The 26092-nt window shown below is 44.4% G+C and carries 24 protein-coding genes; 11 read left to right on the top strand and 13 right to left on the bottom strand.

The window, feature by feature from the left end; genetic code table 11:
* Nucleotides 1-2 precede the first annotated feature (2 nt).
* The 11 genes from AC27HD_RS00295 to cysS all read right to left on the bottom strand — a co-directional run bounded on the left by AC27HD_RS00295 (nt 3) and on the right by cysS (nt 9859).
* Entirely contained in the window at nt 3-641 is a 639-nt protein-coding gene (locus AC27HD_RS00295) for a tetratricopeptide repeat protein (protein ID WP_487103054.1), read from the bottom strand.
* Nucleotides 638-1447 carry an SDR family oxidoreductase gene (locus tag AC27HD_RS00290; protein ID WP_487103052.1) on the bottom strand — a complete coding sequence of 270 codons (810 nt, stop codon included), beginning with the start codon at nt 1445-1447 and terminating at the stop codon, nt 638-640. The genes AC27HD_RS00295 and AC27HD_RS00290 overlap by 4 nt, the downstream gene beginning before the upstream one ends.
* Entirely contained in the window at nt 1447-2118 is a 672-nt protein-coding gene (locus AC27HD_RS00285; protein ID WP_032096705.1) for an iron-containing redox enzyme family protein, read from the bottom strand. The genes AC27HD_RS00290 and AC27HD_RS00285 overlap by 1 nt, the downstream gene beginning before the upstream one ends.
* 13 nt (nt 2119-2131) lie before the next feature.
* Nucleotides 2132-3592 carry an AMP-binding protein gene (locus AC27HD_RS00280; RefSeq protein ID WP_487103049.1) on the bottom strand — a complete coding sequence of 487 codons (1461 nt, stop codon included), beginning with the start codon at nt 3590-3592 and terminating at the stop codon, nt 2132-2134.
* Nucleotides 3589-4287 (bottom strand): thermostable hemolysin, encoded by a 699-nt coding sequence (locus AC27HD_RS00275; protein WP_487103047.1) that lies wholly within the window; start codon nt 4285-4287, stop codon nt 3589-3591. Before AC27HD_RS00275 ends, AC27HD_RS00280 begins: the two co-directional genes overlap by 4 nt.
* Nucleotides 4288-4398: 111 nt before the next feature.
* Nucleotides 4399-5073 (bottom strand): hypothetical protein, encoded by a 675-nt coding sequence (locus AC27HD_RS00270; protein ID WP_487103872.1) that lies wholly within the window; start codon nt 5071-5073, stop codon nt 4399-4401.
* Between the two features lie 101 nt (nt 5074-5174).
* Nucleotides 5175-5936 carry a hypothetical protein gene (locus AC27HD_RS00265; protein ID WP_487103045.1) on the bottom strand — a complete coding sequence of 254 codons (762 nt, stop codon included), beginning with the start codon at nt 5934-5936 and terminating at the stop codon, nt 5175-5177.
* Nucleotides 5929-6324: a cupredoxin domain-containing protein gene (locus tag AC27HD_RS00260; RefSeq protein ID WP_032096708.1), complete on the bottom strand. Its 396-nt coding sequence runs from the start codon at nt 6322-6324 to the stop codon at nt 5929-5931. Before AC27HD_RS00260 ends, AC27HD_RS00265 begins: the two co-directional genes overlap by 8 nt.
* Nucleotides 6321-7586 carry an ATP-binding protein gene (locus AC27HD_RS00255; RefSeq protein ID WP_235207897.1) on the bottom strand — a complete coding sequence of 422 codons (1266 nt, stop codon included), beginning with the start codon at nt 7584-7586 and terminating at the stop codon, nt 6321-6323. Before AC27HD_RS00255 ends, AC27HD_RS00260 begins: the two co-directional genes overlap by 4 nt.
* Nucleotides 7587-7622: 36 nt before the next feature.
* On the bottom strand, nt 7623-8291 hold the full coding sequence (locus AC27HD_RS00250; protein WP_487103043.1) for a response regulator: 669 nt from the start codon (nt 8289-8291) through the stop codon (nt 7623-7625).
* Between the two features lie 185 nt (nt 8292-8476).
* Nucleotides 8477-9859 carry a cysteine--tRNA ligase gene (gene cysS, locus AC27HD_RS00245; RefSeq protein WP_487103041.1) on the bottom strand — a complete coding sequence of 461 codons (1383 nt, stop codon included), beginning with the start codon at nt 9857-9859 and terminating at the stop codon, nt 8477-8479.
* Nucleotides 9860-10082: 223 nt separating this feature from the next.
* Between cysS and AC27HD_RS00240 the strand changes: the two genes are divergently transcribed.
* The 10 genes from AC27HD_RS00240 to gtfA all read left to right on the top strand — a co-directional run bounded on the left by AC27HD_RS00240 (nt 10083) and on the right by gtfA (nt 21821).
* Entirely contained in the window at nt 10083-10574 is a 492-nt protein-coding gene (locus AC27HD_RS00240) for a peptidylprolyl isomerase (protein ID WP_032096712.1), read from the top strand.
* 136 nt (nt 10575-10710) lie between these two features.
* Nucleotides 10711-11436 (top strand): UDP-2,3-diacylglucosamine diphosphatase, encoded by a 726-nt coding sequence (gene lpxH, locus AC27HD_RS00235; RefSeq protein WP_487103039.1) that lies wholly within the window; start codon nt 10711-10713, stop codon nt 11434-11436.
* A gap of 308 nt (nt 11437-11744) precedes the next feature.
* Nucleotides 11745-13328 (top strand): alkaline phosphatase, encoded by a 1584-nt coding sequence (locus tag AC27HD_RS00230; protein WP_487103037.1) that lies wholly within the window; start codon nt 11745-11747, stop codon nt 13326-13328.
* Nucleotides 13329-13342: 14 nt separating this feature from the next.
* On the top strand, nt 13343-15262 hold the full coding sequence (locus AC27HD_RS00225) for an alkaline phosphatase (protein WP_487103035.1): 1920 nt from the start codon (nt 13343-13345) through the stop codon (nt 15260-15262).
* Between the two features lie 166 nt (nt 15263-15428).
* Nucleotides 15429-16196: a hypothetical protein gene (locus AC27HD_RS00220; protein WP_487103033.1), complete on the top strand. Its 768-nt coding sequence runs from the start codon at nt 15429-15431 to the stop codon at nt 16194-16196.
* Between the two features lie 155 nt (nt 16197-16351).
* On the top strand, nt 16352-16966 hold the full coding sequence (locus AC27HD_RS00215) for an OB-fold-containig protein (protein WP_487103031.1): 615 nt from the start codon (nt 16352-16354) through the stop codon (nt 16964-16966).
* Nucleotides 16967-16983: 17 nt separating this feature from the next.
* Nucleotides 16984-18741: a flotillin family protein gene (locus tag AC27HD_RS00210; RefSeq protein ID WP_487103029.1), complete on the top strand. Its 1758-nt coding sequence runs from the start codon at nt 16984-16986 to the stop codon at nt 18739-18741.
* Between the two features lie 153 nt (nt 18742-18894).
* Nucleotides 18895-19068, top strand: a complete 174-nt coding sequence (locus tag AC27HD_RS00205) for an oxidoreductase-like domain-containing protein (protein WP_081926690.1) — start codon at nt 18895-18897, stop codon at nt 19066-19068.
* A 96-nt stretch (nt 19069-19164) separates the two neighbouring features.
* Nucleotides 19165-19926 (top strand): type 2 periplasmic-binding domain-containing protein, encoded by a 762-nt coding sequence (locus AC27HD_RS00200; RefSeq protein ID WP_487103027.1) that lies wholly within the window; start codon nt 19165-19167, stop codon nt 19924-19926.
* Between the two features lie 395 nt (nt 19927-20321).
* Nucleotides 20322-21821 carry a sucrose phosphorylase gene (gene gtfA, locus AC27HD_RS00195; RefSeq protein ID WP_487103025.1) on the top strand — a complete coding sequence of 500 codons (1500 nt, stop codon included), beginning with the start codon at nt 20322-20324 and terminating at the stop codon, nt 21819-21821.
* A gap of 185 nt (nt 21822-22006) precedes the next feature.
* On the opposite strand, the gene AC27HD_RS00190 is transcribed toward gtfA, so the two are convergent.
* Nucleotides 22007-22417: a winged helix-turn-helix transcriptional regulator gene (locus AC27HD_RS00190; protein ID WP_487103023.1), complete on the bottom strand. Its 411-nt coding sequence runs from the start codon at nt 22415-22417 to the stop codon at nt 22007-22009.
* Nucleotides 22418-22543: 126 nt separating this feature from the next.
* Here AC27HD_RS00190 and AC27HD_RS00185 point away from each other — a divergent pair, with 126 nt between their 5' ends.
* Nucleotides 22544-23539: a YhdH/YhfP family quinone oxidoreductase gene (locus tag AC27HD_RS00185; protein ID WP_487103021.1), complete on the top strand. Its 996-nt coding sequence runs from the start codon at nt 22544-22546 to the stop codon at nt 23537-23539.
* Nucleotides 23540-23652: 113 nt separating this feature from the next.
* On the opposite strand, the gene AC27HD_RS00180 is transcribed toward AC27HD_RS00185, so the two are convergent.
* Nucleotides 23653-26061, bottom strand: coding sequence for a PAS domain-containing hybrid sensor histidine kinase/response regulator (locus AC27HD_RS00180; protein ID WP_487103019.1), 2409 nt, complete (start codon nt 26059-26061; stop codon nt 23653-23655).
* Nucleotides 26062-26092 lie beyond the last annotated feature (31 nt).

The raw sequence follows: 26092 nt of genomic DNA, 5'->3' as shown, positions 1-26092 counted from the left end.
TGCTAGTTCATCTTTGCCAGTACTTTTTGTTTTAATAGTTCTACTTCTTTTTGGCGACCTTTATCAGCAAGAGGTCTATCTGGGCGTGGCGCTGCTGCTTGTGCTTTTGCTAGGTACTTCATCGCTTTGTCATATTCACGCTCATCAAAAAGATATTCTGCATAGAAGAAGTTTGGGTCAATTCCATCAGAATTGAGCGAAAGCGCTTTTGTCAGCAGCATTTCGGCTTTTTTATCACTACCAAACCCAATCGGCCACCCCGGAACTTTATGATAAAGCACGCCTAAGCTTGTCATTGCCGATCCCTGAAGCGCTGTTTCATCAAGACGCAGTGCTTTTTCAAAACTTTTCTTCGCTGCCTTTGCATATTTTAGCGCACCGAGGCCCCCCTTCGCACCTGCGGTGGTTGATTGAACAATTCCCAACCAAATGTAGCGCTCTGCCCCTCCTGGGGTCAGCTTTACTAAAGACTCTGCCTTATCTGCAAGCGCTAGTAGCGCGTCAACTTTGTCTTCGTCTTCTAACTCGGAATAGTTTATTTCTGCCCATTCATGTTGAATAGCCAACAACCCATCATCGCCATAGCTTGCCATGCTGAGCAGAACTAAAACCGATGCCAATGTAATTTTAAACAATCTCATGATAATTTCTCCTCGTGGCGTGCTTTCATATAGCGTTGGATGGTGGGAAGCTGCTTTTTTAGCGCTGCATCCACCAAGCTGGGAAACGCACCATTAATTTTTACAAACAATTTTTCTGGAAAGCCAAGAAAGCGTCGAGACTGCTTTTTATAAAGCATGTCAACAAGCGCTTGAGCTACATCAACAGGGGCATCCATGGCATTGCCTAACGCCTGATTCATCGACGTAGCTTGCGCTGAGTTAATTGATGTTTGCGTGGCTCTGGGTGCAAAATAATGAAAATGCAGATTTGTTCCTGCATACTCTCTCATTAACGATTCCGTCCACCCCCGCAGACCAAACTTAGAGGCGCAATATAAAGAGTGACACGCAAAACCAATACTGCCGAATGTAGAGCCGATATTAATAATGTGAGCGTCAGGTGCGCGCTGTAATATGGGGAGCAGTTTTTGTGTAAGCGTGATAGGAACCACTAGGTTAGTTGTAATTACAGAGTCTACAGCCCTTTTCGAAGCGTCGGTAAACGCGCCTGTTTCAGTGATTCCAGCATTATTAATTAGCATTGTTACCGACTTGACGCGACACAGTGCTATCACTTTTTCCATATCGTCGCTCTGCGTCAGGTCGGCACATACAACGGTGTGTTGACCTGGCAAGACTTCTACAAGTTTCCCTAACTTGCCGGTATTTCGTCCTGTGAGTATCAGTGAGACTCCAAGGCTTGCTAGCTGTTTGGCAATGGCCTCTCCTATCCCACCCGATGCGCCGGTTAATAGGCACACCTGCTTTTCAAAAGCAATGGCCATTACGCTGCCTCCGTAAGCAAGTCAGAACACGACAACGTTCTAAATATATTCGCATAAAGTTGGAAAAACATTTTGGCAGAGTGGATGATGAGATCTTGTTCTGCTTTATCATCAATTTTATTCATCAGGTCTTTAAAAAACACAATATGCTCTTGATCTAACGAACCGTGAGAACGCAGATAGCTAAATGCCGACTTAGGGAGCCCTAGCACATCTTGAATTGATGCCGCAGCATTATCGGCCAGCGCAATACTTGTGCCTTCCAGCACAAATACCATCCCAAAAAAGCACAGCGGGTTTTTGCGGCGTATCGCATCATAGGCATAAGACACCATTAAATCTGTCGCCGCAGCGGGTGCACTATGTCTTACGGTTTCTTTATCAACACCGCAGGCCGCTAAGTCATTTAAAATCCACTCCTGATGGCCCATTTCTTCGTCGATGTACTCTCCCACAGCTTCACGCAGCCATTCCTTACTCTCTGGTAAAGCAGCGCCAGTGGCCATTAGCAGCGGAACTGTGTGCTTTACATGATGATAAGCTTGCGACAAAAATGCGGTATAGTCTTCGGTTGAAATATTGCCTTCGAAACAGCGACGGATAATAGGCGATGACGTTAAATAAGCACGCTCATTTTGTGTTTCGCTTTCAAGTCTTTCAAATAATTTCATGGTATCTCCTTAATTACGCAACCTGTTGGTTGAGTAAATTGCTAATAGTTGATTGAAAATGCTGTAGCGCCTGCTCTCGACGGAGCTTGCCATTAGCAGTAAGTAACAATGCGCTCTCTGGTAACGCGTCGAGCGCATGCCACTTGGCGATACGCGCATATTCAGGTAAGGAATGGTTAACAGATGCGATGACTTGTACAATCTGCTGTTCAGTGAGTGTACGGTCTCGTTTAACTAAAATTGCACTGCAGGCTTTTTCTCCTTCACCGACGATCAATGCATATTGAAAATAGCCTGTTGAGGTGAGCGCGCTCTCAATCCACTCAGGTGAGATATTTCTCCCCAAACTAGTAATAATGAGGTTTTTCTTGCGCCCCTGAATGTGAAAATAGCCCCCCTCTTCAGACACTAAGTCACCGGTTTTCACCTCAAAAGGATAAAATGAGTCTGGCTGATTCAAGTAACCAAGAAAGATGTTTCCCTTTACGATAAGTTCGTTATTTTCAATAGATAGCGTGTTATGCCCAAGTGATTCACCGACACTGCCATCGCAATGTTTATCGGGTAAGTTCAACGTATTTACCGATACACCCTCTGAGAGGCCGTACCCCTCAAAGACAGGAAGTCCCAAAGCGCGTGCACTCTTGAGTAAGGAAGGTGCTACATGTGCGCCTCCTACGGCAATAAAGGTAAGTGAGGTTGGTGGTACCCAGCCTTTCTTACAGGCTGAAACCAGTAACAATAATAATTCCGGCACTAAAATAAGCGTTTCGGGCCGATGTTCATTAATTTGAGAGAGCATGGCGTTTGGATTTGTGAGTGCTGCACCACTAAACCCAAGCTCTGTGCTAGAAGGCAGAACGATGCAACCGCCCACTAATAACGGCGCATATACGCCCGCAATATTTTCTAGTAATGTGGGCAATGGCAATAAACATAAATGTTTAACTCGCTTCAACGCCACTGCATTGGACAAGCTTTTCGCTACGTTACGCTGGGAAGTATTCGATAAACAAACCCCTTTGGGCTGGCCGGTAGACCCTGAGGTGAAGGTGATTTTCCCCGTTCCCCGAGGGATACAAGGATGACCATTAGGCTTCACTTTATAAGCCTGCAGGGTTTCAAAGGGACACTCAATTCGGCTTACGCCTTTGTGCTCAGCGTATTCACTCATGTTGCCGCTATCAGCTATTAATAATTCAATGCCGGCCTCGTTAAGCAAATGCTGACGTTGTTGCTTTGAAAAGTAAACCGGCACGGGAGTAAGCACTTTATTCGCTTCTCGGGCCGCTAAATCGCAAATAACCCACTCCGCGCCATTATCAGCGATTAATGCCAGGTGCATTTCTGGCTGCTGCAACAACCATTCAGAAACTAACGCTACTTTTTCAACTAATTCACGATAATTCATGCTGCCACCACTGTACGCCAGTGCAGTATCATCATTTTGAAACACATGGGGATCTAAGATCATAAATGGGCCTCAAATACATTTGTTATTTCAGGCAGAAGTGGCGCCATACAATCGAACATTTTTGCCACTGGTTGACTGCTGGCGACGAGTTTCGATACTTCGCTGGTGCGAAGCGCAACCACTTGGGGTTTCGTCTCATAGTAAGTCCCCCACTCTTTACCTTCATCGTGCAAGCGGTGCTTTGACGCATCGCATAAATAGGTGAGTGGTAGGCCAATGCTTGTCATTAAATCTCGTAATGATGATGTTGCGGCAAACACAATTACCGAATAATTTAGCTGTTGCAGGCTAAGCGCTGTAAGGAGTAGTAGCGGTTGCGTAAAACTACCGTTGCGACTGTATAAATTGCCAATCTCGGCAACTTGATTGCGCGCAACGTTTAGATTTACCTGCGCCAATATGTCTTCTACTGGCGCCGGCATGTAAGACTCTACAAACAAAGGGGACGCTGCGCTCCGCGCGCCTAACGCAGCAAAAGGCTTACTGCCACCTACGCCCAGCAATACAGGCATAAAATGTTGAAGTGTAGCGTGATAAGAGCGCCAAAAACCCTTGGCAATAAGGCGCTGAAGCTCGTTGCGTTGCAAAGATGAGTCGACGCCGATGAATAACTCAGTAAGCGTATTGCGAGGATAAATGTGCCTAGCGAAACGTGCGCTAGAGCGACGTTTTGGTGATAGTGCGGTACTTAACATAAACAACTACTCTGTTAACTGTTAAGTCCGATTATGAGATATGAATATTAAGTCAAACTTAAGACTTGATAATATTTGTCACTTATTTTAAACAGCTAGGCGTTATGGAAATCAAAACTCGTATTCTAAAACCATACGTAGGGTATGGTCTTTGTTGTCACCATTTAGCCCAGCGATAAAGCCAAGCTCCCACTTAAGCTGCTTTTGCCCGTCGAACCGACGAATTCCCATAAATGCGGGGCCAACGCCAATAAAGTCCTCAGCGGCGTAGAATTCTATTGCAGGCTGAACTTCTGGGATCCAGCGATAGCGATATTTCATTTTAAATTCGCCTTCGAATTCGTTTTTAATGGTTTCGCCCCACTCGTAAACTAAGGTTACATTAGTAGTAAGCGAAAAACGCCCAAATTCTTTTTCCGTTAAAATACCGCTTTTTATTTCCCAATCATTCCTATCATTTTGCTTTTCCAATTCAAATAATACGCCCCAGTCTGCCCAGTATTGCCCTTGCTCTGTCAACATAGAACGTAATTCAAGCTCATAAGAGGCAACCGAAAAGTCATCATTCTCGTCCCTGCTGCCCACCACGTAGAGCTCTAAAATTGTTCGTTCAGAGAGTGCATGCCCAGCAGATATTCGCTGCATCAGTAGGTTACCTTCGTCATTTTGACGAGATGTCAGGCGCCACTCAAACTCACGTTCAAATGGCAACACATAGGGATGATAAACTTTATCTACCACAAAATTATCTGCCATTACCGTGCCAAACGGACTGAAAGAAAGCATAATTAAAAGTGACCGTGCCACCCCGGACTTCATGAAATTTTTAGCGGATTTGTTCATTGCACAACCCATCGCAAATCGAATGGCACTTTCAATAACGCTTCTCATAATGATGGTGCCTCGTATTTTTTCATGCCCGTGTCTTTTTGAAACACAAAAGCGGATAAAGTGGGTAGAAAAACCGCAGTCAAGTAAGCAATCATATACGCACTACTGGGCGTAGCCTCGTAGCCAAACAAGACATTGAGCAAATGACCATATTCGCTGCCATCCGCCACCCATGTTGAGGAATTCCAAAGTCTTGCAGATACATTGAGATAGTCGATTTGCTCTAATAGAGTGACAATGCCGGCAAACTGCCCGGCACAAAACACGCACAGAGCAATCAGCTTAGGTAATGAGTATCTAATCGAATTAACCATCGCATGAAGCAGTATGCTTAAACTCAAACTAATACCTAAACCAATTATACTGCCCATTACTAGGCTCATATCTGTTTGCTCATTCGACCAATAAGCTACCGAATAAATGAAAAAGTGAATGGCATTGCCTGAGGTGATGGCCACCACCAGTAATACGGCCCACAAATTCGCTCTTTGATGTTGGGCCACTAGATCTCTGGCAAAAAAGCACACCATCATCAATTCAAAAAGCAGTAGAGCGACTTTAATCAGTTCAAGCCCTGCGCCGTCTGCTATTGTTGCCAGCGAAGAGAGATTGACGTACCAACCACAGGCAAACAAAAGTCCAACAAGTATACCTAGGCCTAAAGGAAGCAGCCGTATCCCGGACTGACTTAACAGCAAACTCACTAGTAAAAATATGGGCAAGGTGTCGCGAATAAACAATATAACAGAGTTAATCATGGGCCTTTCCCTCGCTAGTGCCGTCAATAGCGTTGTCAACACTATTGGTGACAATCACTTTACCTACTGCTGAGTTAGGGTGGTACTCACCAAAAAAGCCATACTCTCCTGCGGGCAATGGGCCGATAAAAATAACCCCTCGACTTTGACCAAAAATCACTTTCTCTCGATTTAAATCAAAGCTGTCAATTTCTTCTGGTGTACTGTCATGATTAATAAACACCAAGCGTACTTTTTGCCCTTCAGGCACAGTAACGCTTTGAGGAATAAAAAGATGATTTCGAATCTCGATAACCGCTTCTGGTAGCGCGGCCTTTGCATTACCGCACACCAATCCATTCACGAAAAACCAAGAAAGTAGCACCGAGCGCTTTGAGAAAATTGTCATTCAGTATTACTCAGATTCGGTAGCATTACTTGAACGCGTAAGCCCCCTATTGGGGCGGTGTCTAATTCTATCCTTCCCTTGTGCATGGTCACAATCTGCCCCACGATAGCAAGCCCGAGTCCACTGCCTGTAGATTTGTACTTGTCTTGGTATTGGTCGCGATAAAAACGTTTAAGGACATTTTCTCGCTCTGATTCGTCAATACCAGGCCCTGAATCATCTACACATATCACAGTGTTTTTTTCATTTTGTGAAACAGATACCTTAATAACCGCCTCGTTAGGTGAGTATGCGCAGGCATTAGCAATGAGGTTCTGTAATAGCGTGTACAGCGTAAATTCCGTACTCATTAAAAAAGCAGACTCGCCGTCGAGGCTTATGTCTTGTTGTTTATCTTCAATTTTACCGTACAGGTCGGTAATAACTTTCTGAGCTATGGCAACGACATCCACGTTGCCGAGCTGCATTTTAAATAGCTCGGGGCTGGTGCGACTGAGCAGCAGTATCTGGTTAACAACGTGAATCATTCTGTCCGTGTCTTTTTGAATATTTTGCAAGGCGTCTTTTTTATCTACCATCGACTCGGCAAGGTTATGAAGGTTTATCTTCATCACACTTAATGGCGTTCTCAATTCATGTGCTGCATTGGATGCAAACTGTTGTTCTCGCTCAAACGCACTGTTAAGCCTTGCAAACATGGTGTTCAGCGTATCCATTACCGGCATCATTTCTGTAGGAATTGACGAAAGTGTCACTGGCGACAAGTCTTTCCCTTGTCGAACAGATAATTTGTTGGATAACGCTTTTAACGGCGATAGGCCTCGAGTAACAACCAGCAGTATAATGATGGCGAGTAACGGCACTGCATAAAGAAAGGGCGTGATTGCTGATATCGTTAATGATTCAGTTAACAGCACACGGTGTTGCAAAGGCTGAGCAACTATAATAGTAAGTTCGCCATCAATAGCTTGCTTAAAAACTCGCCATCGTTGCCCGCTAAAATTCTGGTCTGAAAATCCATCATTAAAACGTGCGATGGGCAAGCGCTCCGATAGGCCGCTGTGTGAAACCAGCTTTTGTCCTCGCCATATTTGAAAAGCAAGTTCATTTGCCTTTAAGTCGCCTGTTGACTTGCTTTCACTTAACGCTAAAGCGTGCAATACGCTTTTTAATTCATTATCCATCAAGGATGCAGACACAGACATGGCCGAGCGGTATCCATGTATAGCCGCATTAAAGATGATGAGTATCAATGAACTCACCAGTATAAGAGTGAGGAATCGCCTAATCGATCGCAACTATTTGTTCTCTACCTGCGGTATTGAATAGCCAACGCCGCGAATGGTTTTAATAAACTTATCAGGTAGTTTTTTACGTAGGTGATGAATGTGAACCTCAATGGTGTTACTTGCCACTTCTTCACCCCATTCATACAAACGCGACTCTAGTTTTTGCTTAGACTGAATACGCCCTGCGTTTTCCATCAGCGCTTTCAACAACATTAATTCACGCCGTGGAAGGGTAACCATGACGTCGCCAACAGAAAGTTCTAATGTTTGCGTGTTGAGAGACACTCGCCCTACAGAGACAAGCGACGTGGCGGCTGTCCCCTGCCTGCGCTCAATAACTCTCAACCGAGCAAGCAGTTCGTCCATTTCAAAGGGCTTTGGCAGATAATCGTCGGCTCCCGCGTCTAGACCTAATATTTTATCAGTGATTTTATCTCTGGCAGTTAAAATGATGACAGGCATAGACTTACTTTTCTGTCGAATAGACTTTAGCACGTCGAGCCCGTCCATGTCGGGTAGGCCTAAATCTAAGACTATTAGGTCTGTTTGTTCATCAAGCACTGCGCTAAGGGCATCTTTACCACGGAAAACGCAATCAACAGCATGATTAGCTGCACGAAGAGAGTGTGATAAGGCGTCAGACAAAGGCTTATCATCTTCAACAAGGAGAATTCGCATAGTGCTCTGTTTATTGCTTTTTTTTAAGTATAACACCCAAAACTTAAGACTGTCTTAAGGAACGCTAGACAATACTCACCGAAAGCGATCAAAAAAGCCTGCTAAATAGCAGGCTTTCATACTTAAATTCGTGTACCCCTTATCATGCGTTGAGTACACTACAAACTGACTAAGGGGTAACTATACTAACTTCTACGCCAGGTTGTACCACCCGCGCCATCTTCTAGCACTACGCCCATTGCCGTTAACGCATCGCGCGCTGCATCGGCAGCAGCCCAGTCTTTTGAGGCTCTTGCGTCGTTACGTTGTTTTATCAGCGCTTCAATTTCAACAGCTTCATCGTTGTTGTCGTTGCCGCCTTTTAAAAACGCATCAGGGTTACTTTGCAGCATGCCTAAAATACCGCCCAAGCGTTTTAACACAAACGCTAACTTGCCCGCTTCAGCAGGATCATCTTTTTTGCGGTTAATTTCACGAGCCACATCAAATAGCACTGAGAACGCTTCTGGCACATTAAGGTCATCGTTCATAGCAGCTTCAAAGCGCGCTAAATAACCACCGTGTGTTAACTCAGCCGTTTCATCAATCTCAACACCGCGAAGCGCTGTATATAAACGCTCAAGCGCTGCTTTAGCTTGGGTAATGTTGTCCTGCGAATAGCTCAACTGGCTGCGGTAATGAGCAGACATTAAAAAGAAACGTAAGGTTTCTGAATCATGCTCTTTTAACACATCGCGAAGAGTAAAAAAGTTGCCGAGAGATTTTGACATTTTCTCGTCATCAACCTGCACCATTCCAGCATGCATCCACACGTTTACATACTCGCTGTCATGGGCGCAGCATGACTGCGCGATTTCGTTCTCATGGTGCGGAAAGGTTAAATCTGAACCTCCCCCATGAATGTCAAAATGGGCGCCTAGATGCTTATAGTTCATTGCCGAACATTCTATATGCCAACCAGGTCGACCCTCGCCCCACGGTGATGACCATGCTGGCTCGCCGGGCTTAGTGGTTTTCCATAATACGAAGTCGAGGGGATCGTCTTTACCTTGCGCTACTTCTACTCGCGCACCGGCTTTCAGCTGGTCTAAATCTTGTTTACTTAGCTTGCCGTAGTCTTCATATTTGCTGACATCAAATAGTACGTCGCCGCTTTGTGCTTGATAGGCGTAGCCTTTTTCAACTAAGCGCTCAATGATGTCGATAATTTCGGGCATGTGCCCACTCACCGTAGGCTCAACATCGGGCTCAAGCAGATTAATTGCTGCAAAGTCTTCGTGCATCATGCCAATTGTACGCTTGGTTAACGCTTCAAAACTTTCATTGTTCTCGTTTGCACGGGCAATAATTTTATCGTCAATATCCGTAATGTTACGCACATACTTTACGTCAAGCCCGAGGTGGCGCAGATAGCGCACCAACACGTCAAAACTTAAATAGGTGCGGGCATGCCCCATATGGCTGAGGTCGTATACAGTAATACCACACACATACAGACCCACCTTCCCTTCTTCAAGCGGCACAAATTTAGCCTTCTCACGGGTTCGGGTATTGTAAAGATGTAGCATAAAGAGTCTTCCTGTATATCAATTTTGGGCGCAAAGTTTAGCACTGTATAAAAATAATGGTAAGGCTTTTAACCCCCTATTTCACTGGCATAAAAAGCCAAAACTGGCCTAAATGAGTAATAACATCCTGTGACCGCTTAATTATGCGTCGCTATTTCCCCAAACAACGCTTTTGCGCTACCATTAGCGCACATTTTTACAGTCAATATATAGGACATCTTCAATGGTTACGTTAAAAACAAATTATGGTGATATCACGCTAGAGCTTTTCGAAGACAAAGCGCCTAATACCGTTGCAAACTTTCTTTCTTACGTTCAAGACGGTTTCTTTGATAACACTATTTTTCACCGTGTAATCAACAACTTTATGGTTCAAGGTGGCGGTTTTACAGAAGACATGGAGCAAAAAGACACTAAGGCTCCTATCGAAAACGAAGCTAACAATGGTGTAGCAAACGAAGTTGGTACCGTTGCTATGGCGCGTACGCAAGACCCACACTCAGCTACATCACAGTTTTTCATTAACGTTAACAATAACGACTTCCTTAACCACACTAGCGAAAGTGCTAACGGATGGGGATATTGTGCGTTCGGTAAAGTAACTGAAGGTATGGATGTGGTAGAAAAGATCAAAGCCGTGAAAACAGGCAACAACGGTTATCACCAAGATGTACCGGTAGAGCCAGTAATTATTGAAAAAGCGTTTGTTGTATAAGCTAATCAATTAGCGGTTAGATAAATGGTGAAATAACCGCTTTGATTTCGGCCGCTATATTGTTAGAACAGCTTCATAAATAAAGCGAATGCCGCATCTTTTAGGTGCGGCCTGTTTAATCTAAAAAAGACACACTATGCCTTTCACTTACTTTATTGCCGACCTTCATCTTAGCGCCGATAGACCTGATATTACCGACTGTTTAATGCGCTTTTTAGAAGAAGACGCTATTAACGCGGATGCGCTTTATGTGTTGGGCGACCTCTTTGAAGTCTGGATTGGCGATGATGACGTAAACCCATTCAATACGGCAGTGGCAAAAGCGTTCAAGCAAGTAAGTCAGCATTGCCCTATTTACTTTATTCACGGCAATCGTGATTTTGCGATAAGGCACAACTGGCTAAATAAAGCAGGCATGACCTTGTTAAATGAACAGGAAGTTGTCGACCTGTACGGCACTCCAACACTGCTCACTCATGGCGACGAGCTTTGCACAAAAGATGTGGCTTACCAAAAGTTTCGCAAAAAATCGCGCGGATGGTGGTGGCCAAGACTCATGCTTGCCCTCCCTTTATGGTATCGACGCAGAGTTGCTCGCAATGGCCGAGCCCAGAGCAAAGTAAACCAACAAAGCCTCAAGCCAGAGATAATGGATGTAACCCCCTCTGAAGTGGTTGATGCACTCGAAAAATGGGATGTGCAGCGAATGATCCACGGGCACACGCACCGTCCTAAGATCCACTCACTTCAAGCAAACGGTAAATCTGCAACGCGAATAGTACTTGGTGATTGGTATGACCAAGGCAGTGTTTTGAAGGTCACTCCATCTGAAGTTATGTTACAACATCACAATTTTATGTAAGTTTATCTGACACTTACAAACTGGTCAGTCCACAACCTATAAAAAATTTTTGTTAATCATTCTTTTTTGCACATTCTCGCAAACAGTTAATAAATATATAGAATTTTTCAACTTCCTTTCTTAATGCTCACTTTCTATTAACGTAATGTGACAGTTGTGACAGTTTAGCAATATATCTGTCAAATAAATGTCACTAATCCTGCCTAACCTCCAGCCTGCGTTTAAGCAAAGGCACAATGGAAAATAGCTATTTGCTTTACAACACGCCTACCCACAACCGATTTTAATAAAACGTTTAGGAAACAACCATGAATCGTAACTGGAAAGTAGCATGCACAGCAGTAGCAATGGCGGTATCCGCTGGGCTACAGGCTGCAGTATTGCCAGAGCATCAAACAAATAGCGCTTGGTACACCGATGCGCAATCGAAATTGACTGAGAAACTAGCAACGAATAATAAATTCAAAGCCAAAAACGTTATTCTTTTTGTTGGTGACGGTATGGGTATTTCTACTCTTACCTCTGCTCGTATTCACAAAGGGCAATTAGCTGGCAACCCTGGTGAAGAAGGCTACTTAAGCTTCGAATCTTTTCCCCATACTGCGCTTGTGAAAACATACAACGTAGATGCACAGACTCCAGATTCTGCTGGCACCATGACAGCGATGATGTCAGGCCTTAAAACAGACGTAGGCGTGATTGGTGTTGACGAAGACATAGAACGGGGCGACTGCTCTACTGTGGCAGGTAACGAAGTGATTACCGCGCTAGAACTTGCAGAAATTAAAGGCCTATCTACTGGTATTATTTCTACTGCTCGTATTACTCACGCTACGCCAGCTGCTACCTATGCGAAATCAGCCGATCGTAACTGGGAAGACAATTCAGATATGCCTGAAGAGGCTGTAACAGCGGGTTGTGTAGATATTGCTGACCAGCTTGTTAACTTCGAATCTTATGTAGAAGGCCGTTATACAGGCGTAGACATTGACGGTATTGAAGTAGCAATGGGCGGCGGTCGTCGTCACTTCTTACCCCGCGATGAGGCTTTTAACAGCCCTGATGCACAAAGCGATGTAGAAGGCGATCGTACTGATGAGCGCGACTTGACAGCAGAATGGCAATATACCTATGAAAACGGTGTCTATGTATTCGACCAAGCAGGCTTTGACGCTATCGATACTGAATCAACAGAGCGCGTATTTGGCTTGTTTAACGAATCGCACATGCAGTATGAAGCAGACCGCGGTAACGACATTGCAGGCGAGCCTTCAGTATCAGAAATGACAGAAGCCGCTATTAATATTCTCGATAACAACGACAATGGCTTTTTCTTGATGGTTGAGTCTGGTCGAATTGACCACGCCCACCATGCAGGCAACGCCGCAGGCGCGCTTACCGATACTCTTGCTTTTGAACAAGCAGTAATGACAGCCGTTGAAAATACCAACCCAGAAGAAACGCTTATTCTTGTTACTGCCGACCACGGCCACGTATTTACTATTGCAGGCTACCCTAAGCGTGGTAACCCTATCTTAGGCAAAGTTGTGAATGTAGGCTCAGAGGAGCCAGCAACTGCATCAGATGGCACACCTTACACTACCCTAGGCTACACAAATGGTCTTGGTTTCCGCGACTTAGGCGATGAAACGAATTCAGACGCCACCTACGCGTTAGATAATGCCGCTGGCCGTGTAGATTTAACCAATATCGACACAACAACTCCAGGATTTCACCAAGAAGCACTCATTCCATTGGGCTCTGAAACGCATTCGGGTGAAGACATTTCATTGCATGCAACAGGACCTGGAAGTCAACTTGCACAAGGCGTGGTAGAGCAAAACGTTGTTTTCCACTTAATTAATCAAGCCCTTGGCCTTGTTAACGAATAAGTGGAGATAAGAAAATGAATGTATTTAAATTAAGCTTAATTGCAGTAGCTATCGCAGGTTTGTCTGCGTGTTCTTTAGAAGGCGACGACGGCCAAGACGGCGTTGATGGCGCCGCGGGTGCTGACGGAAGTAATGGCGTAAACAGCCTTACTGTACAAACCGAATTAGCTGTGGGCGATGCAAACTGCCCTAATAGTGGTGTTCGCATCGACTCTGGTTTAGACAGCGATAGCGATGGCACGCTTGCAGAAGCTGAAATCACATCGACAAGCTTTGTTTGTGTGCCAGGGGTCGACTCTGTAGGTAGCAGTGAAATTCTTACCAGCTTAAACAACGACTGGTTTGTTGATGGGCAGGCAGAAGTTGAGAACAACAAACGCGTATGGATGAATGCAACCTCTGGTAGTGCTGCTTCTTCATCCAATGTCAGTGTTGCAACCGCTAATTCCCAAGCAGAGCTTAACGCTATGGTTGAGAGCCTTCGAGGCACAGCCAAAAACGTTATCCTTTTCGTTGGCGACGGCATGGGTGTTTCAACCGTTACCGCAGCACGTATTCTCGACGGCCAAATGAAAGGGCTAGAGGGAGAAGAGAATCAATTGAGCTTCGATGCGTTCCCGTTCTCTGGTTTATCAAAAACCTATAACGTTGATGCACAAACGCCAGATTCCGCGGGCACAATGACCGCGATGATGAGCGGTATTAAGACCGATGTGGGTGTAATTGGCGTTGATGAAGACATTGAGCGCGGCGATTGCACTACTGTAGCAGGTAACGAGTTGGTTACTGCACTAGAGCTTGCTGAAATTGCAGGGAAATCTACGGGTATCATTTCTACAGCTCGTATTACCCATGCCACACCTGCTGCTACTTATGCTAAATCTGCAGATCGCAACTGGGAAGACATTTCAGATATGCCTGAAGCAGCAGTTACGGCAGGCTGTACTGATATTGCCGATCAGTTGGTAAAATTTGAGGCTAACCTTGAAGCTAAATTTGACGGTTTAGACGTTGATGGTATCGAAGTAGTAATGGGTGGCGGTCGTCGTCACTTCTTACCACGTGACGCTGCGTTTAATAGCCCTGATGCTGCAAGCAGCACTGAAGGCGACCGCACAGATGGACGCGACTTAACGGCAGAATGGCAAGACCTGTACACCAACGGTGTCTACGTTTTTGACCAGTCAGGTTTTGATGGTTTAGACACAGAAACTACCGAGCGCGTATTCGCACTATTTAACGAATCGCATATGCAATATGAAGCTGACCGCGGTAATGATATTGCAGGTGAACCATCGGTTGCTGAAATGACAAGCGCGGCCATTAAAGTACTCGATAACAACGATGAAGGTTTCTTCTTAATGGTTGAATCGGGTCGTATTGACCACGCTCACCACGCTGGAAATGCCTTCGGTGCGCTGCACGATACGATTGCATTTGCTGAAGCAGTCGCTGCGGCAGACGAGCTAACTAATGATGAAGACACGCTTATCATTGTTACCGCTGACCACGGCCACGTGTTCACCATTGCAGGATATCCAAAACGCGGCAACCCCATTCTTGGAAAAGTAGTCAACGTAGGCTCTGATGAGGCAGCAACTGCCGCAGACGGTACGCCTTACACGACTTTGGGTTACACCAATGGTCTTGGCTACAGAAACTTGGGCGACGTGACTAATTCAGACGCATCTTACCTAGCTGCAGCCGACACCGGTCGTAAAGATATCACCGACGTAGACACGACGACTCCGGGTTATCACCAAGAAGCGTTAGTGCCACTTGGCTCAGAAACACACTCGGGCGAAGACGTTGGCATTTATGCCAAAGGCCCAGGTGCATTCTTAGTGAATGGTACTAATGAGCAAAGCATCATCTTCCATGTGATGGACTTTGCGGGTGACTATGTGTCGCAAGCAGAAAGTACGCTGGAATAAGTATTGTCCAAGTCATTTTTAGGCAATATTTAAGCAATGTTTAATTAAATAAAAATAAAATAAAAACATGGCCTTAGCTTACCAGCTAGGGCCATTTGTATTTCCATTTATATGTACGAGAGGAGCCAGCCGTTCCTCTCGTTATCTGAGCGAAACTGGAGCGAAAATGAAAAAGTTACTCATTCTTCTCACTGCTTTTAGCTTTACTGCCACTGCGCACGCGGTAAATGCCGATGACACTTCTGCAATGTGCAAAGAAAACGGTAAACAGGTTAAAGCTGACTATACAATTAAAAGTACTCAACATATCGACATGGGTGGCGATGTGCACAACAGCGTGCGTGAGAGCACGTTATCGTTGTGGCGCATGGACAACAAGGTGGCACACCAATATCCGTCGACCCAAATTACTGAAGTTTACACATTGGTTCGCAATAAACTGATTAAACCCGTTCGTTACTTTGATGGCCACCAGCGCGCTATCGAATATCAACCTGGTGAGACCATTCATGGCAAAAAAGAGACTGATTTCTCTTTTCGTTATCAGCTTATTAGCGACACGTTTATCGATACTATGACGCTTGTCAGTTCTGAAGGTAAACACTGCAATCAAAAAGACACTTACGCGCTTAAAACCGCGACAGGCTCTTTCTCATTAGTTTGGCTACCACAGCAACGATTGATAGAACGCTTTGATATTGAGCAAGGCAGTATGCATCGCACTTGGACACTAACCAATGCAGATTATGAAGCAGACGTAAGCAGCTTTTTCGCTCGTCGGGTTGATTATCAGTCAACTGATTATGCTGATATTGGTGACGATCATACCGATCCATTTCTCACAAAAATGGTCACTCAAGGCTTCATTGAAGCTGGTGCAAGTGGCTTCTACGATCAACACGGCCGTGCACTTGAAGGAGAGCATAACCATTAAGGAAATGTCGAACTCACGTTAATACCCTACTAGCCTAGTGAGTGAGCATGCCGCTGCTTGCTCACCATGTTGTCGTTTACATTCTGTTGCTTTTTATTACTGGAATATATTTTAGGCTGTGGTATAAAAAGTCAACACGATCACGGATGATGTACATGACAGACCTTCTTTTATCCCCCTCAAATCTTTGGTTCAGCATAGCCCTAACCGCCATAGCCTTTATAGCCGTACTGGAACTGGTAAGCATGCTATTTGGGTTAAGCTTACTCGGTATTGGCGATGAGATTGGCGAGACTAATGCCGACGGTTTTATGGGAACTGAGTTGGCAAGCTGGCTGAACATAAACAAAGTGCCGTTTCTTGTATGGCTAGTGGTTTTTCTTACCTGCTTCGGGCTAAGCGGTATTACGATTAACGGCATAAGTTCACTGACTTTCAATACGGCACTGCCTAAACTTATATCAGTGCCTGCCGCAGTAGTCTTGGGCCTTTTTATCACCTCAAAATCTGTATTTATCATTGCTCTCCTTCTCCCAAGTGTAGAAACAAGTGCTATGCACAGCGACGATTTCGTAGGAGCCGTTGCACAAATTACTATCGGGCGAGCATCGAGAGGCAACCCTGCAGAAGCCAAGTTTACTGACAACTTTTCACAACCCCATTTTGTTTTAGTTGAGCCATTAGAACCGGAGGAGCTTTTTGATAAAGGCGAACGGGTAATATTGGTTCAGAAGAACCCCCACAGCTGGTTTGCTACCCGCTATCAATAACGTAAAAGAGAAGAAGTATGGATACAATTCAAACCACTAATATGCCGTCGATTATATTTGTTGCCGGCGCTATTGTTATTGGACTTATTGTTATAGGTTTAATATTTGCCAAGTTATACAAAAGAGCCACTAAAGAAACGGCCTTTGTCAGAACCGGACTCGGTGGCGAAAAGGTGATTAAAGATGGCGGCGCATTAGTACTGCCTGTGGTTCACGAAATTATTCCCGTGAACATGAATACCCTTCGCATTGAAGTAGAGAAAACCCAAAAAGACGCATTAATAACGAAAGACAGAATGCGCGTAGACGTGAAAGCAGATTTTTATCTGCGAGTGGCGCCTAATGCCGGTGGGATCTCAATGGCAGCGCAAACCCTAGGTACGAGAACCACTCGTGCAGAGGAAGTTAAAAAGCTAATGGAGTCTAAATTTGTTGATGTACTGCGTGCCGTTGCCGCAGAAATGAGCATGACCGAAATGCATGAACAAAGAGCCGACTTTGTGCAAAAAGTGCAGCAAAGTGTGGCGAACGATTTAGAGAAAAACGGACTAGAGCTAGAGTCGGTAAGTTTGACTGGCTTTGACCAGACTGACCTTGAGTTTTTTAATGAAAATAATGCCTTTGACGCCGAAGGCCGAGCTCGCTTAGCCAAAATAATTGAAGAAAAGCGCAAAGAAACAAACGATATACAACAAGAAAACCGTATTTTGATAGAGCAGCGTAACCTTGCTGCTGAAAAGCAGTCTCTTGATGTTAAACGTGACGAAGAAGAAGCGCGTCTTACTCAAGAGCAGGTACTTGCATTTAAGCGTCAGGAGCAAAAAGCGGAAATTGCTAAACAGCGTGAAATGAAAGAGCGTGAAGAACGGGAAGCAGAAATTGCTAAAAATCGTGCGATTGAAGCCGCTGAAATTGAAAAGTCTCGAGAGATTGAAACCCAAGAGATAGCCAAACGCCAAGCCCTTGAACAAGCAAGAATTCGCCAACAACAAGAAGTTGAAGTGTCTGAGCAAATTAAGCAAATTGCTGTTGCTACAAAATCAGAGGAAGAGTCTGCTGCACGAGCAAAAGCAGCGGAAGCCGAAAAGCAAAAAGTTGAAAAAGAAGAAGCGGTATTAACCGCCAGGTCGGTAGCTGAAGCCGAACGTAAGAAGCAAATTGAAGTTATTGATGCGCGCAAAGAAGCAGAGCGCGAAGCGGTAAGTATTACTGTTGAAGCAGAAGCTAAAAAAGAAGCCGCAGAAAACAGCGCTCAGGCCATTTTGACAGAAGCAAAAGCGTCGGCAGATGCCAAAATGCTTCAAGCTGAAGCCGATGAAAAAGTGCTTGCAGTTGAAGCGCAAGGTAAGCAAGCGCTATATGAAGCTGAAAATACGCTGAAAAATGAGCAAATAGAGCTACAAAAATCATTAGCCATGCTGAAAGTACTGCCTGAATTGGTTGCGCAAGCTGTGAAGCCTCTTGAAAATATCGAAGGCATTAAAATTCTTCAAGGCTATGGTCAAGGAGGCACGTCTAGCACAGGAAGCCATACAGTTGCCACATCGGGCAGTGGGCTGGCCGAGCAAGTCACTCAAGCTGCACTTAACTATCGCGCCAACGCCCCATTAGTAGATTCAATGCTAAGAGAAGTGGGTCTCGTTGATGGTGAAAAAGGTACGTTAAGCGACTTAATAACCGGAAACAGTGAGTTACTTGCGGGCACAGCAACGTCGCCAAAACAAACCAACGCAAACGATACGAAGTTAAACGGCAGTACGACACCTGAGGCATGAGCCTGAGCGTGAAATAAACACGTGCCACAAAGCACCTAGTCTAATCCATTAGCCTATAAACAAGGCCTCTATGCCTAGCATGGAGGCCTTTTATTTGAATTCCCCTTCACAGCACGACATAATCAGCCAAAGCCTACATATTGTTAACAATGTATGAGTGAGCACACCGAAAACAACTTGCCTCCAGAGCCTGAAAAACCGCTAAAAGACGATTGCTGTGGCGGCGGCTCCTGCTGCCCATGCGTTTGGGACGCCTATTTTGAAAAGCTAGACGAGTGGAAAGATAAAGTAAAAAAAATTGAACAAGAACAAGAGAAGACAAATTAATCATAAAAAGGCGCCATATCTAATCGCCGTGTGTATACTTACTAAACAATATACATAAGGTTATTAACAACGCTGTCGCTTGGTGTGTTGGGGTTTATGATTAGTCTAATAAAAATAATATTAAGTAGTCTTCTGTTAGTGGCGGTTTTTAGTGCTTCCGTTCAAGCGGAGGATAAGCCAATTTATCGCGTGGGTGTTGAAGATGTTGATTACTACCCTATGTTCACAAAAAAAGGCGGTCGGTATAAAACCAGTTTTTTAATCGACGTGATGGAGCTATTTGCACAGAAGCGCGGCGTAAAGTTTGAATATATTCATCTCCCCATCACTCGATTTGAAGAGTGGTATCAACAAGACAGCATTGATTTTCGCCTACCCGACAACCCCATCTGGAATGTAAACACGGAAAACCTGGTGTTTAGCGGTGACATCATTGAATTACGCGCAGATACGGTTGTATTGAAAAAGAACCAACATAAACCGTTGTCGACGTTGAAAGTGATTGGCTCACTGTATGGTTTTATGCCTGGTCCTCACTGGAAGAACCGTATCAATAGCGGCAAAACTAAGTTTGTATTTGAAAGCTCAATGCCTGTTTTAGTGGGTTTGCTTAAAAGAGGGATGGTTGACGGACTTGATGTTAATCTTACCGTTGTGCGTCATCATGCTAAAGAATTGGGCTATAACAAAGATGACTTTGTGGCCTCGACCGAAGCGCCCAGTATTCAATACACCTATGCTCTATCAACTATAACTCACCCAGAAATAATCAAAGATTTTGATGCGTTTCTTGTCGCCTCTCAAAATGAAATTAGCTTGCTGAAACATAGAAAAGACATCTTCGATTCGAAGCAATAACGTAAGTGCCGTTGAAAAACATCTATATTCAACAGGTGCACTGGATAAAACCGTGCACTAACTGGTTAATAGTATTGTCCCTGCATAAAAAGTTACGGTTTTTTGATTAGCTTAATCTTTTTCTACCAAACCCTGCCTTGTACAAATAAACATCTCATTTACAAATCAGTAATCCATTGCTATATTCCTTCTTAGCAACTTAATCGATTAAGAAAGGCTCGAGTTGTTAAGTCATTAGGATTAACGACTCTACTCTCGTGTCACTGATTGTTAAGCTAAACCTCTACCTTATTGAAAGTGACTTTAATAAAGCGGTTCTTGCTTAATGGTATTCATTACATACCAAGGCGTACTGACTGCGCCTACTGTAACAACCGTATTTTCGGAGAATTTCAATGTCTATAAGCAACGGCGTTCAGTTAATTACTTATGCAGATAGATTGGGCGATGGCAGTATCGAAAGCCTTAATAGCCTTTTAAATGGTGCACTGGCGAACTTATTTAAGGGTGTGCACTTATTACCATTTTATTATCCCTACGATGGTGAAGATGCCGGTTTCGACCCTATTGACCATACAAGTGTCGATAAACGCCTTGGTGATTGGGGCCATGTGAAGAAAATGGGTGAATCTGTTGATATTATGGCAGACCTTATTGTTAATCATATGTCAGCGCAGAGTCAGCAGTTTCGTGATGTACTACAGCACGGTAGAGACTCAACATACTGGCCTCTCTTTTTGACTAAACAAGACGTTTTCACCAGCAACGACGACGCTGAAACTGATGCGCAGATTGCACAGGTTTTTAGACCTCGCCCAACACCGTTTTTTAGCGACTATGATATTGCAGGCAATGAAACGGTACCTTTTTGGACGACATTCACGTCAAACCAAATTGATATAGATGTTGAGTCTGATCTTGGGAAAGACTACTTATCGTCTATCCTTACTTCGTTTACCGAAAGTAATGTGGACCTGATTCGCCTTGATGCTGCGGGTTATGCAATTAAACGAGCTGGTACTAACTGCTTTATGCTTGAAGAGACTTTTGCGTTTATTGAAGAATTGAGCACCCGTGCGCGCTCTATGAACATGCAATGTCTTGTCGAAATTCACAGTCACTATCAAACGCAAATTGATATTGCTGCACGCTGCGACAGCGTATATGACTTCGCATTACCACCATTGGTGTTGCATACCCTGTTTACCCAAGATGCGAGTGCCCTAGCCCACTGGTTATCTATTTCTCCACGCAACTGCTTTACTGTTTTAGACACCCACGACGGTATTGGCATTGTTGATGTTGGTGCAAATGGTGATAAGCCCGGGCTCCTTGAAAACGAGGCGATAAACGCGCTTGTCGAACAAATACATGCAAATTCAAACGGCGAGTCGAGAAAAGCCACCGGGGCTGCAGCGAATAATGTGGATTTATATCAGGTAAACTGTACCTATTACGATGCACTGGGTAAGAACAATTTTAGCTATCTTTTAGCTCGCGCCATCCAATTCTTCAGCCCTGGTATTCCACAAGTTTATTACGGAGGGCTACTCGCCGCCGATAACGACATGGAGCTTCTGGCTAAAACGAATGTAGGCCGCGATATAAACCGCCCCTATTTGTCGACTAAAACAGTAGAAGAAGCCGTTGAAAAGCCGGTTGTTAAAGGGCTGTTTGAGCTCATTAAGTTACGAAATCACAGCAACGCTTTTAATGGTGATTTTTCTGTGTCGTATGAAGAAAGCCTGCTTGCTTTGAACTGGGAAAATCAGGGAGATAGCGCTCGTCTTGAAATCGACTTTAATACTACTGATATTAATGCTGTGGATGCCGCTATCCATATAAAAGACGCAGAAAAAGCGTCTACGATAAAAATTAGAGAGCTGTTAGGTTAATTACAGCGAAGACACCACGGATTCCGTCAATACGAAAGGCTCGAAACTTCTGTTTCGGGCCTTTCTTTAATTTAAGGGTCCAAGTGTCACATCCATGCTACGGCGGCATTTTATGCTGTTGACCTTTTCCAAAAATTACGTCTTCAAAGCAGTTACTCTGGATAACCGGCGTTTAACGATGCTCATTAGCGATGGTCATCATTGTATTGTTTCCCCCATTCACATAACTGACGTAACGTGGGCTCTAATGTTCGTCCTAGTTCAGTTAACGAATACTCTACCCGCGGCGGCACTTCGGCATAAACCTTACGATTTACGAGTTTATCTCTCTCTAATTCTCGCAGCTGCTGGGTGAGCATTTTTTGTGTCACCCCTTGCAATCGGCGTCTTAACTGGCTGAATCGAAGTGTTTTATGGCATAAATGCCATAAAATTACGCCTTTCCACTTACCACCAATAATCTCAAGTGAGACAGCCACACCGCAAATATATTGCGGAGTGTCTTGATTGCTCTCACGCTCGCTTTCTTTTTCTACTTCGAGCTCAGTCTTATGCTCACTTAAGCGAGCACTGTCCGTTTTTAATACTTGCGCCATGTTGCACCCTCAATAAAGCTCAATAGTATCATTTTGGGTACTACCCTACTAAAAAGTGCATACTTGCACAAAATAAATTTACCGTCAGAATGGGCTGCAAGTAATTAACAGTTAAGGAAAGCTACAATGACAACATTTCAAGCATTGCTTGTAGAGAAATCTGAAGATAAAACCTTTTCACGTTCTGTGGTTGAGCGACATGTAGATGAACTTCCTGAAGGGGCGCTTCTTGTAAAAGTAAAATACTCCTCGCTTAACTATAAAGATGCACTTTCTGCTTCAGGCAACCCTGGCGTAAGCCGAAACTTTCCTCACACTCCAGGTATTGATGCAGCAGGCACTGTTGTGTCTTGCGATGATAACGCGTTTAACGAGGGTGATGATGTCATCATTACGGGCTACGATCTGGGTATGAATACTTCTGGGGGGTTTGCAGAATATATTCGAATTCCTTCGTCATGGGCGGTTGCTAAACCAGACGGTCTGTCGTTAAAAGAAGCCATGGTATTAGGCACTGCAGGCTTTACCGCTGGGTTGTCTGTACAAGGGCTAGTTGAAAACAATGTAACGCCAGAAGACGGCGAAATACTTGTAACGGGTGCAACGGGAGGCGTTGGAAGCGTCGCCGTGGCGTTGCTCGCCCAAGCAGGGTTTAGCGTGGTAGGCTGCACGGGTAAAGACTCACAGGCCGACTTCCTTATGTCTCTAGGCGCTGCCCGTGTGATAAATCGCGATAGCTTGCTAGAGAATAAAGAGCGCCCAATGCTTAAAGAGCAATACGCTGGTGTGGTGGATACAGTCGGCGGTGAGTTTCTTGCTCAGGCAATTAAGTCGACTCAATACGGTGGTGTTGTTACCTGTTGCGGGCTTACCGCTTCAGCTCAGCTTGATGTAAGCGTATTTCCCTTTATATTGCGCGGAGTGTCATTACTAGGCATAGACTCAGTACAGTGCCCTATGCCTCCTAGAATAAGGCTATGGGATAAGCTTGCCGGTGATTGGAAACTCAATCAACTTGAAGCATTAACCACTGAGGTCGGTTTATCTCAGCTAGACGAAAAAATTGACGCTATTTTAAAAGGTCAGTTGTCTGGTCGTACACTTGTAAATTTAGCCCTGTAGCCAAGGGTTCAAAAGGCGAAAGTGCAAAAGACAGGAGTCTAATGCACTTTTTAAGATGTGAGTTATTTAAAGGCCTACAGCCGAAAATAATAACTGTACCGCTTAGAGGCAATCTATCGACTGTATTGCTTTAACATGCCAAACAGTTGATTCATGTCTATTGGTTTACCTAAGTGGCTGTCGAACCCTTCCTCTAAATAATAGGCTACGTCTTCAGGCATCACATTAGCGGTAAGCGCAATAACAGGGATATGCTTTTTCATTGCGCTTATTTGTCGATGGGCTTCCACACCATCCATTTCCGGCATATGTATATCCATAAGAATAAGGTCAAAGTCTTCTTTTTGTACCGCATCAACCGCTTGCTTGCCGTTATCTACCATGGTTATTGCAGCCATCGTATCTTCTAGCATGGTTTGAATAACAACTTGATTAATAGCGTTGTCTTCAGCAATCAGTATCTTTTTGTTAGACATCAATGGGGCAGACAATGATTTTTTGGCTCTAGTTTGCGTATCGATTTGTGTTGGCTCAAGTGGCAAAAACACGGTTACTGTTGTGCCTGTACCTTCAATACTGTTGAGCTTAATATCTCCATTCATCAAGTCTATTAAGCTTAATGTAATAGCCATTCCAAGTCCTGTGCCACCATAGCGCCGTGTGGTGCTGGCGTCGGCTTGTGAAAACCGTTCGAATATCCGCTGTTGGGCTTCTTTGCTCATGCCTATGCCAGAGTCGATAACTTTTATGGCTATCATTTGATTGCCTTTGTGTTTGCGATTGGCAACTTTTATTCTCACTGAGCCCTTGCTGGTAAACTTCACTGCATTTGAAACAAGGTTCAAAATTATTTGTTTTACCCTAACAATGTCGCCAATCCAGCCATCTTCAAAGTTATCATCTATATCGACAGAATAGGCCACGCCCTTGCTGCTTAGCATTTCATCCATGTCGTATTTAACGGCGCTAAGTACCTCTAGTAACGAAAAAGGCGCAAGCTCTATACTGAGTTTATTCGACTCAATTTTTGAATAGTCGAGAATATCGTTGATAATGGTGAGCAAACTTTGTGCTGAGAATGCGGAGTTATCGAGAATGGTACGAAGGTTTCCTTGGATATCTGAGTTTCTCAACAACTGAAGACCACCAAGAATGGCATTCATAGGTGTGCGTATTTCATGGCTCATATTGGCAAGAAAATCACTTTTCGCTTTTGCTGCCGCCTCTGCACGCTGCTTTTCTTGCTCAAGCACCTTCATAGTTTCGACTTTATCGGTAATATCGTAGTTAACACCAATGGCTTTAACTGGCTCCCCTGCGTCGTTACGAAGAATAATAGCGTTGGCCTTAAGGTGTTTAATGTTACCGTTTGGCATTATCACACGAAACTGGGTGTCAAATTTAATATCGTTTTCTATTGAATAGTCGAGTAATGCTTTTGCATCATCAATGTCATCTGGGTGTATGGTGTTTTCCCATACTTCAAAAGCACCGGTAAAGTGCTCTTCAGACACACCGTACAGCAAATACATCCACTTATCCCAAAGCAGCTCTTCGGTAATGAGGTCGAACTCCCACACTCCCATACCAAGGGCATCGTTAGCGACCTTTAGCCGTATTGATTCTGCTACCGCCCGCTCGCGAACTTTTTGTTTCTGTGCCTCTATCTGCTTTTGCGGCGTTATATCTTGAAAAACGCCAAATAGCCCGGTGCACTCGCCATTTTCAAATTGAGGCCTACCTTGAGCCCTTACCCAAATGTTTCGCCCAGTTGCAGTAACAAGTTCAAGCTCCAAGTTCCAAGGCTCACCTTTGCTAATCCCCTTCTCTACCGCTTCAGTAATAAGCCTTTGGCTTTCTCCTGGCTTATAAAAATTGATGCCTTCTTCTAGATTCGGTTCGTAGTCGAGCGGCACCTCATGAATGCGTTTTGTTTGGTCGCTCCACACTACCTTGCTTGTTTGTAAATTGACTTCCCACGTACCGATATTGGCGGTTTTTTCGAGTTCATCTAGCAGCGTAGCCTGCTTTTGAAAAGCAAGTTTCTGTTTTTCCTCATCCTCTGTTCGCGCCCGTTCCTGCTCTTTAATATCGGAAACATCCGTTTGCGCACCAAGCATCCGAATAGGCTTGCCTTCACTGTTTCTGATAGCAACGCCTCGACAGCGAACCCAGATAGTGTGTCCCGATTTATGTGTGTATCTCATTACCTGCTCGAAGGTTGAGTCCTCGTCGGCATAATGATTTTCTAGATTTTGAAGGGCTACTTTAACGTCGTCTTGATTGACAATATTTTGCCACTCCGACCGAAGGTGTTGTTTACTGGTAGGGTCGTAACCGAGTATTTTCCAGAAGGTGGGACTCATCCAGCCTTTTTCAGGATTTTCCAAATCCCAAAACCAAACCCCATCAAGAGCAGAACTCTCAATGAAGTTAAACAAGCGGTCATCACTTTTTAATAAATCTTTCAATTCAGTGAAGAGGTAATGATCGCTACTAAAATTAGTTAAGGCCAAACTCATCTCACTCATTAGGAAGAACATTTACAGAGGG

The sequence above is a fragment of the Alteromonas sp. 4NS20-0143 genome, from assembly GCF_057542855.1.
Note: the sequence above shows the minus strand (reverse complement) of the source record. Positions and strands in the feature narration are given on the sequence as shown.

Coding starts and splice junctions, on each gene's coding strand:
- AC27HD_RS00295 (WP_487103054.1), bottom strand. CDS start 641: ATGAGATTGTTTAAAATTACATTGGCATCGGTTTTAGTTCTGCTCAGC.
- AC27HD_RS00290 (WP_487103052.1), bottom strand. CDS start 1,447: ATGGCCATTGCTTTTGAAAAGCAGGTGTGCCTATTAACCGGCGCATCG.
- AC27HD_RS00285 (WP_032096705.1), bottom strand. CDS start 2,118: ATGAAATTATTTGAAAGACTTGAAAGCGAAACACAAAATGAGCGTGCT.
- AC27HD_RS00280 (WP_487103049.1), bottom strand. CDS start 3,592: ATGATCTTAGATCCCCATGTGTTTCAAAATGATGATACTGCACTGGCG.
- AC27HD_RS00275 (WP_487103047.1), bottom strand. CDS start 4,287: ATGTTAAGTACCGCACTATCACCAAAACGTCGCTCTAGCGCACGTTTC.
- AC27HD_RS00270 (WP_487103872.1), bottom strand. CDS start 5,073: ATGCTTTCTTTCAGTCCGTTTGGCACGGTAATGGCAGATAATTTTGTG.
- AC27HD_RS00265 (WP_487103045.1), bottom strand. CDS start 5,936: ATGATTAACTCTGTTATATTGTTTATTCGCGACACCTTGCCCATATTT.
- AC27HD_RS00260 (WP_032096708.1), bottom strand. CDS start 6,324: ATGACAATTTTCTCAAAGCGCTCGGTGCTACTTTCTTGGTTTTTCGTG.
- AC27HD_RS00250 (WP_487103043.1), bottom strand. CDS start 8,291: ATGCGAATTCTCCTTGTTGAAGATGATAAGCCTTTGTCTGACGCCTTA.
- cysS (WP_487103041.1), bottom strand. CDS start 9,859: ATGCTACATCTTTACAATACCCGAACCCGTGAGAAGGCTAAATTTGTG.
- AC27HD_RS00240 (WP_032096712.1), top strand. CDS start 10,083: ATGGTTACGTTAAAAACAAATTATGGTGATATCACGCTAGAGCTTTTC.
- lpxH (WP_487103039.1), top strand. CDS start 10,711: ATGCCTTTCACTTACTTTATTGCCGACCTTCATCTTAGCGCCGATAGA.
- AC27HD_RS00230 (WP_487103037.1), top strand. CDS start 11,745: ATGAATCGTAACTGGAAAGTAGCATGCACAGCAGTAGCAATGGCGGTA.
- AC27HD_RS00225 (WP_487103035.1), top strand. CDS start 13,343: ATGAATGTATTTAAATTAAGCTTAATTGCAGTAGCTATCGCAGGTTTG.
- AC27HD_RS00220 (WP_487103033.1), top strand. CDS start 15,429: ATGAAAAAGTTACTCATTCTTCTCACTGCTTTTAGCTTTACTGCCACT.
- AC27HD_RS00215 (WP_487103031.1), top strand. CDS start 16,352: ATGACAGACCTTCTTTTATCCCCCTCAAATCTTTGGTTCAGCATAGCC.
- AC27HD_RS00210 (WP_487103029.1), top strand. CDS start 16,984: ATGGATACAATTCAAACCACTAATATGCCGTCGATTATATTTGTTGCC.
- AC27HD_RS00205 (WP_081926690.1), top strand. CDS start 18,895: ATGAGTGAGCACACCGAAAACAACTTGCCTCCAGAGCCTGAAAAACCG.
- AC27HD_RS00200 (WP_487103027.1), top strand. CDS start 19,165: ATGATTAGTCTAATAAAAATAATATTAAGTAGTCTTCTGTTAGTGGCG.
- gtfA (WP_487103025.1), top strand. CDS start 20,322: ATGTCTATAAGCAACGGCGTTCAGTTAATTACTTATGCAGATAGATTG.
- AC27HD_RS00190 (WP_487103023.1), bottom strand. CDS start 22,417: ATGGCGCAAGTATTAAAAACGGACAGTGCTCGCTTAAGTGAGCATAAG.
- AC27HD_RS00185 (WP_487103021.1), top strand. CDS start 22,544: ATGACAACATTTCAAGCATTGCTTGTAGAGAAATCTGAAGATAAAACC.
- AC27HD_RS00180 (WP_487103019.1), bottom strand. CDS start 26,061: ATGAGTTTGGCCTTAACTAATTTTAGTAGCGATCATTACCTCTTCACT.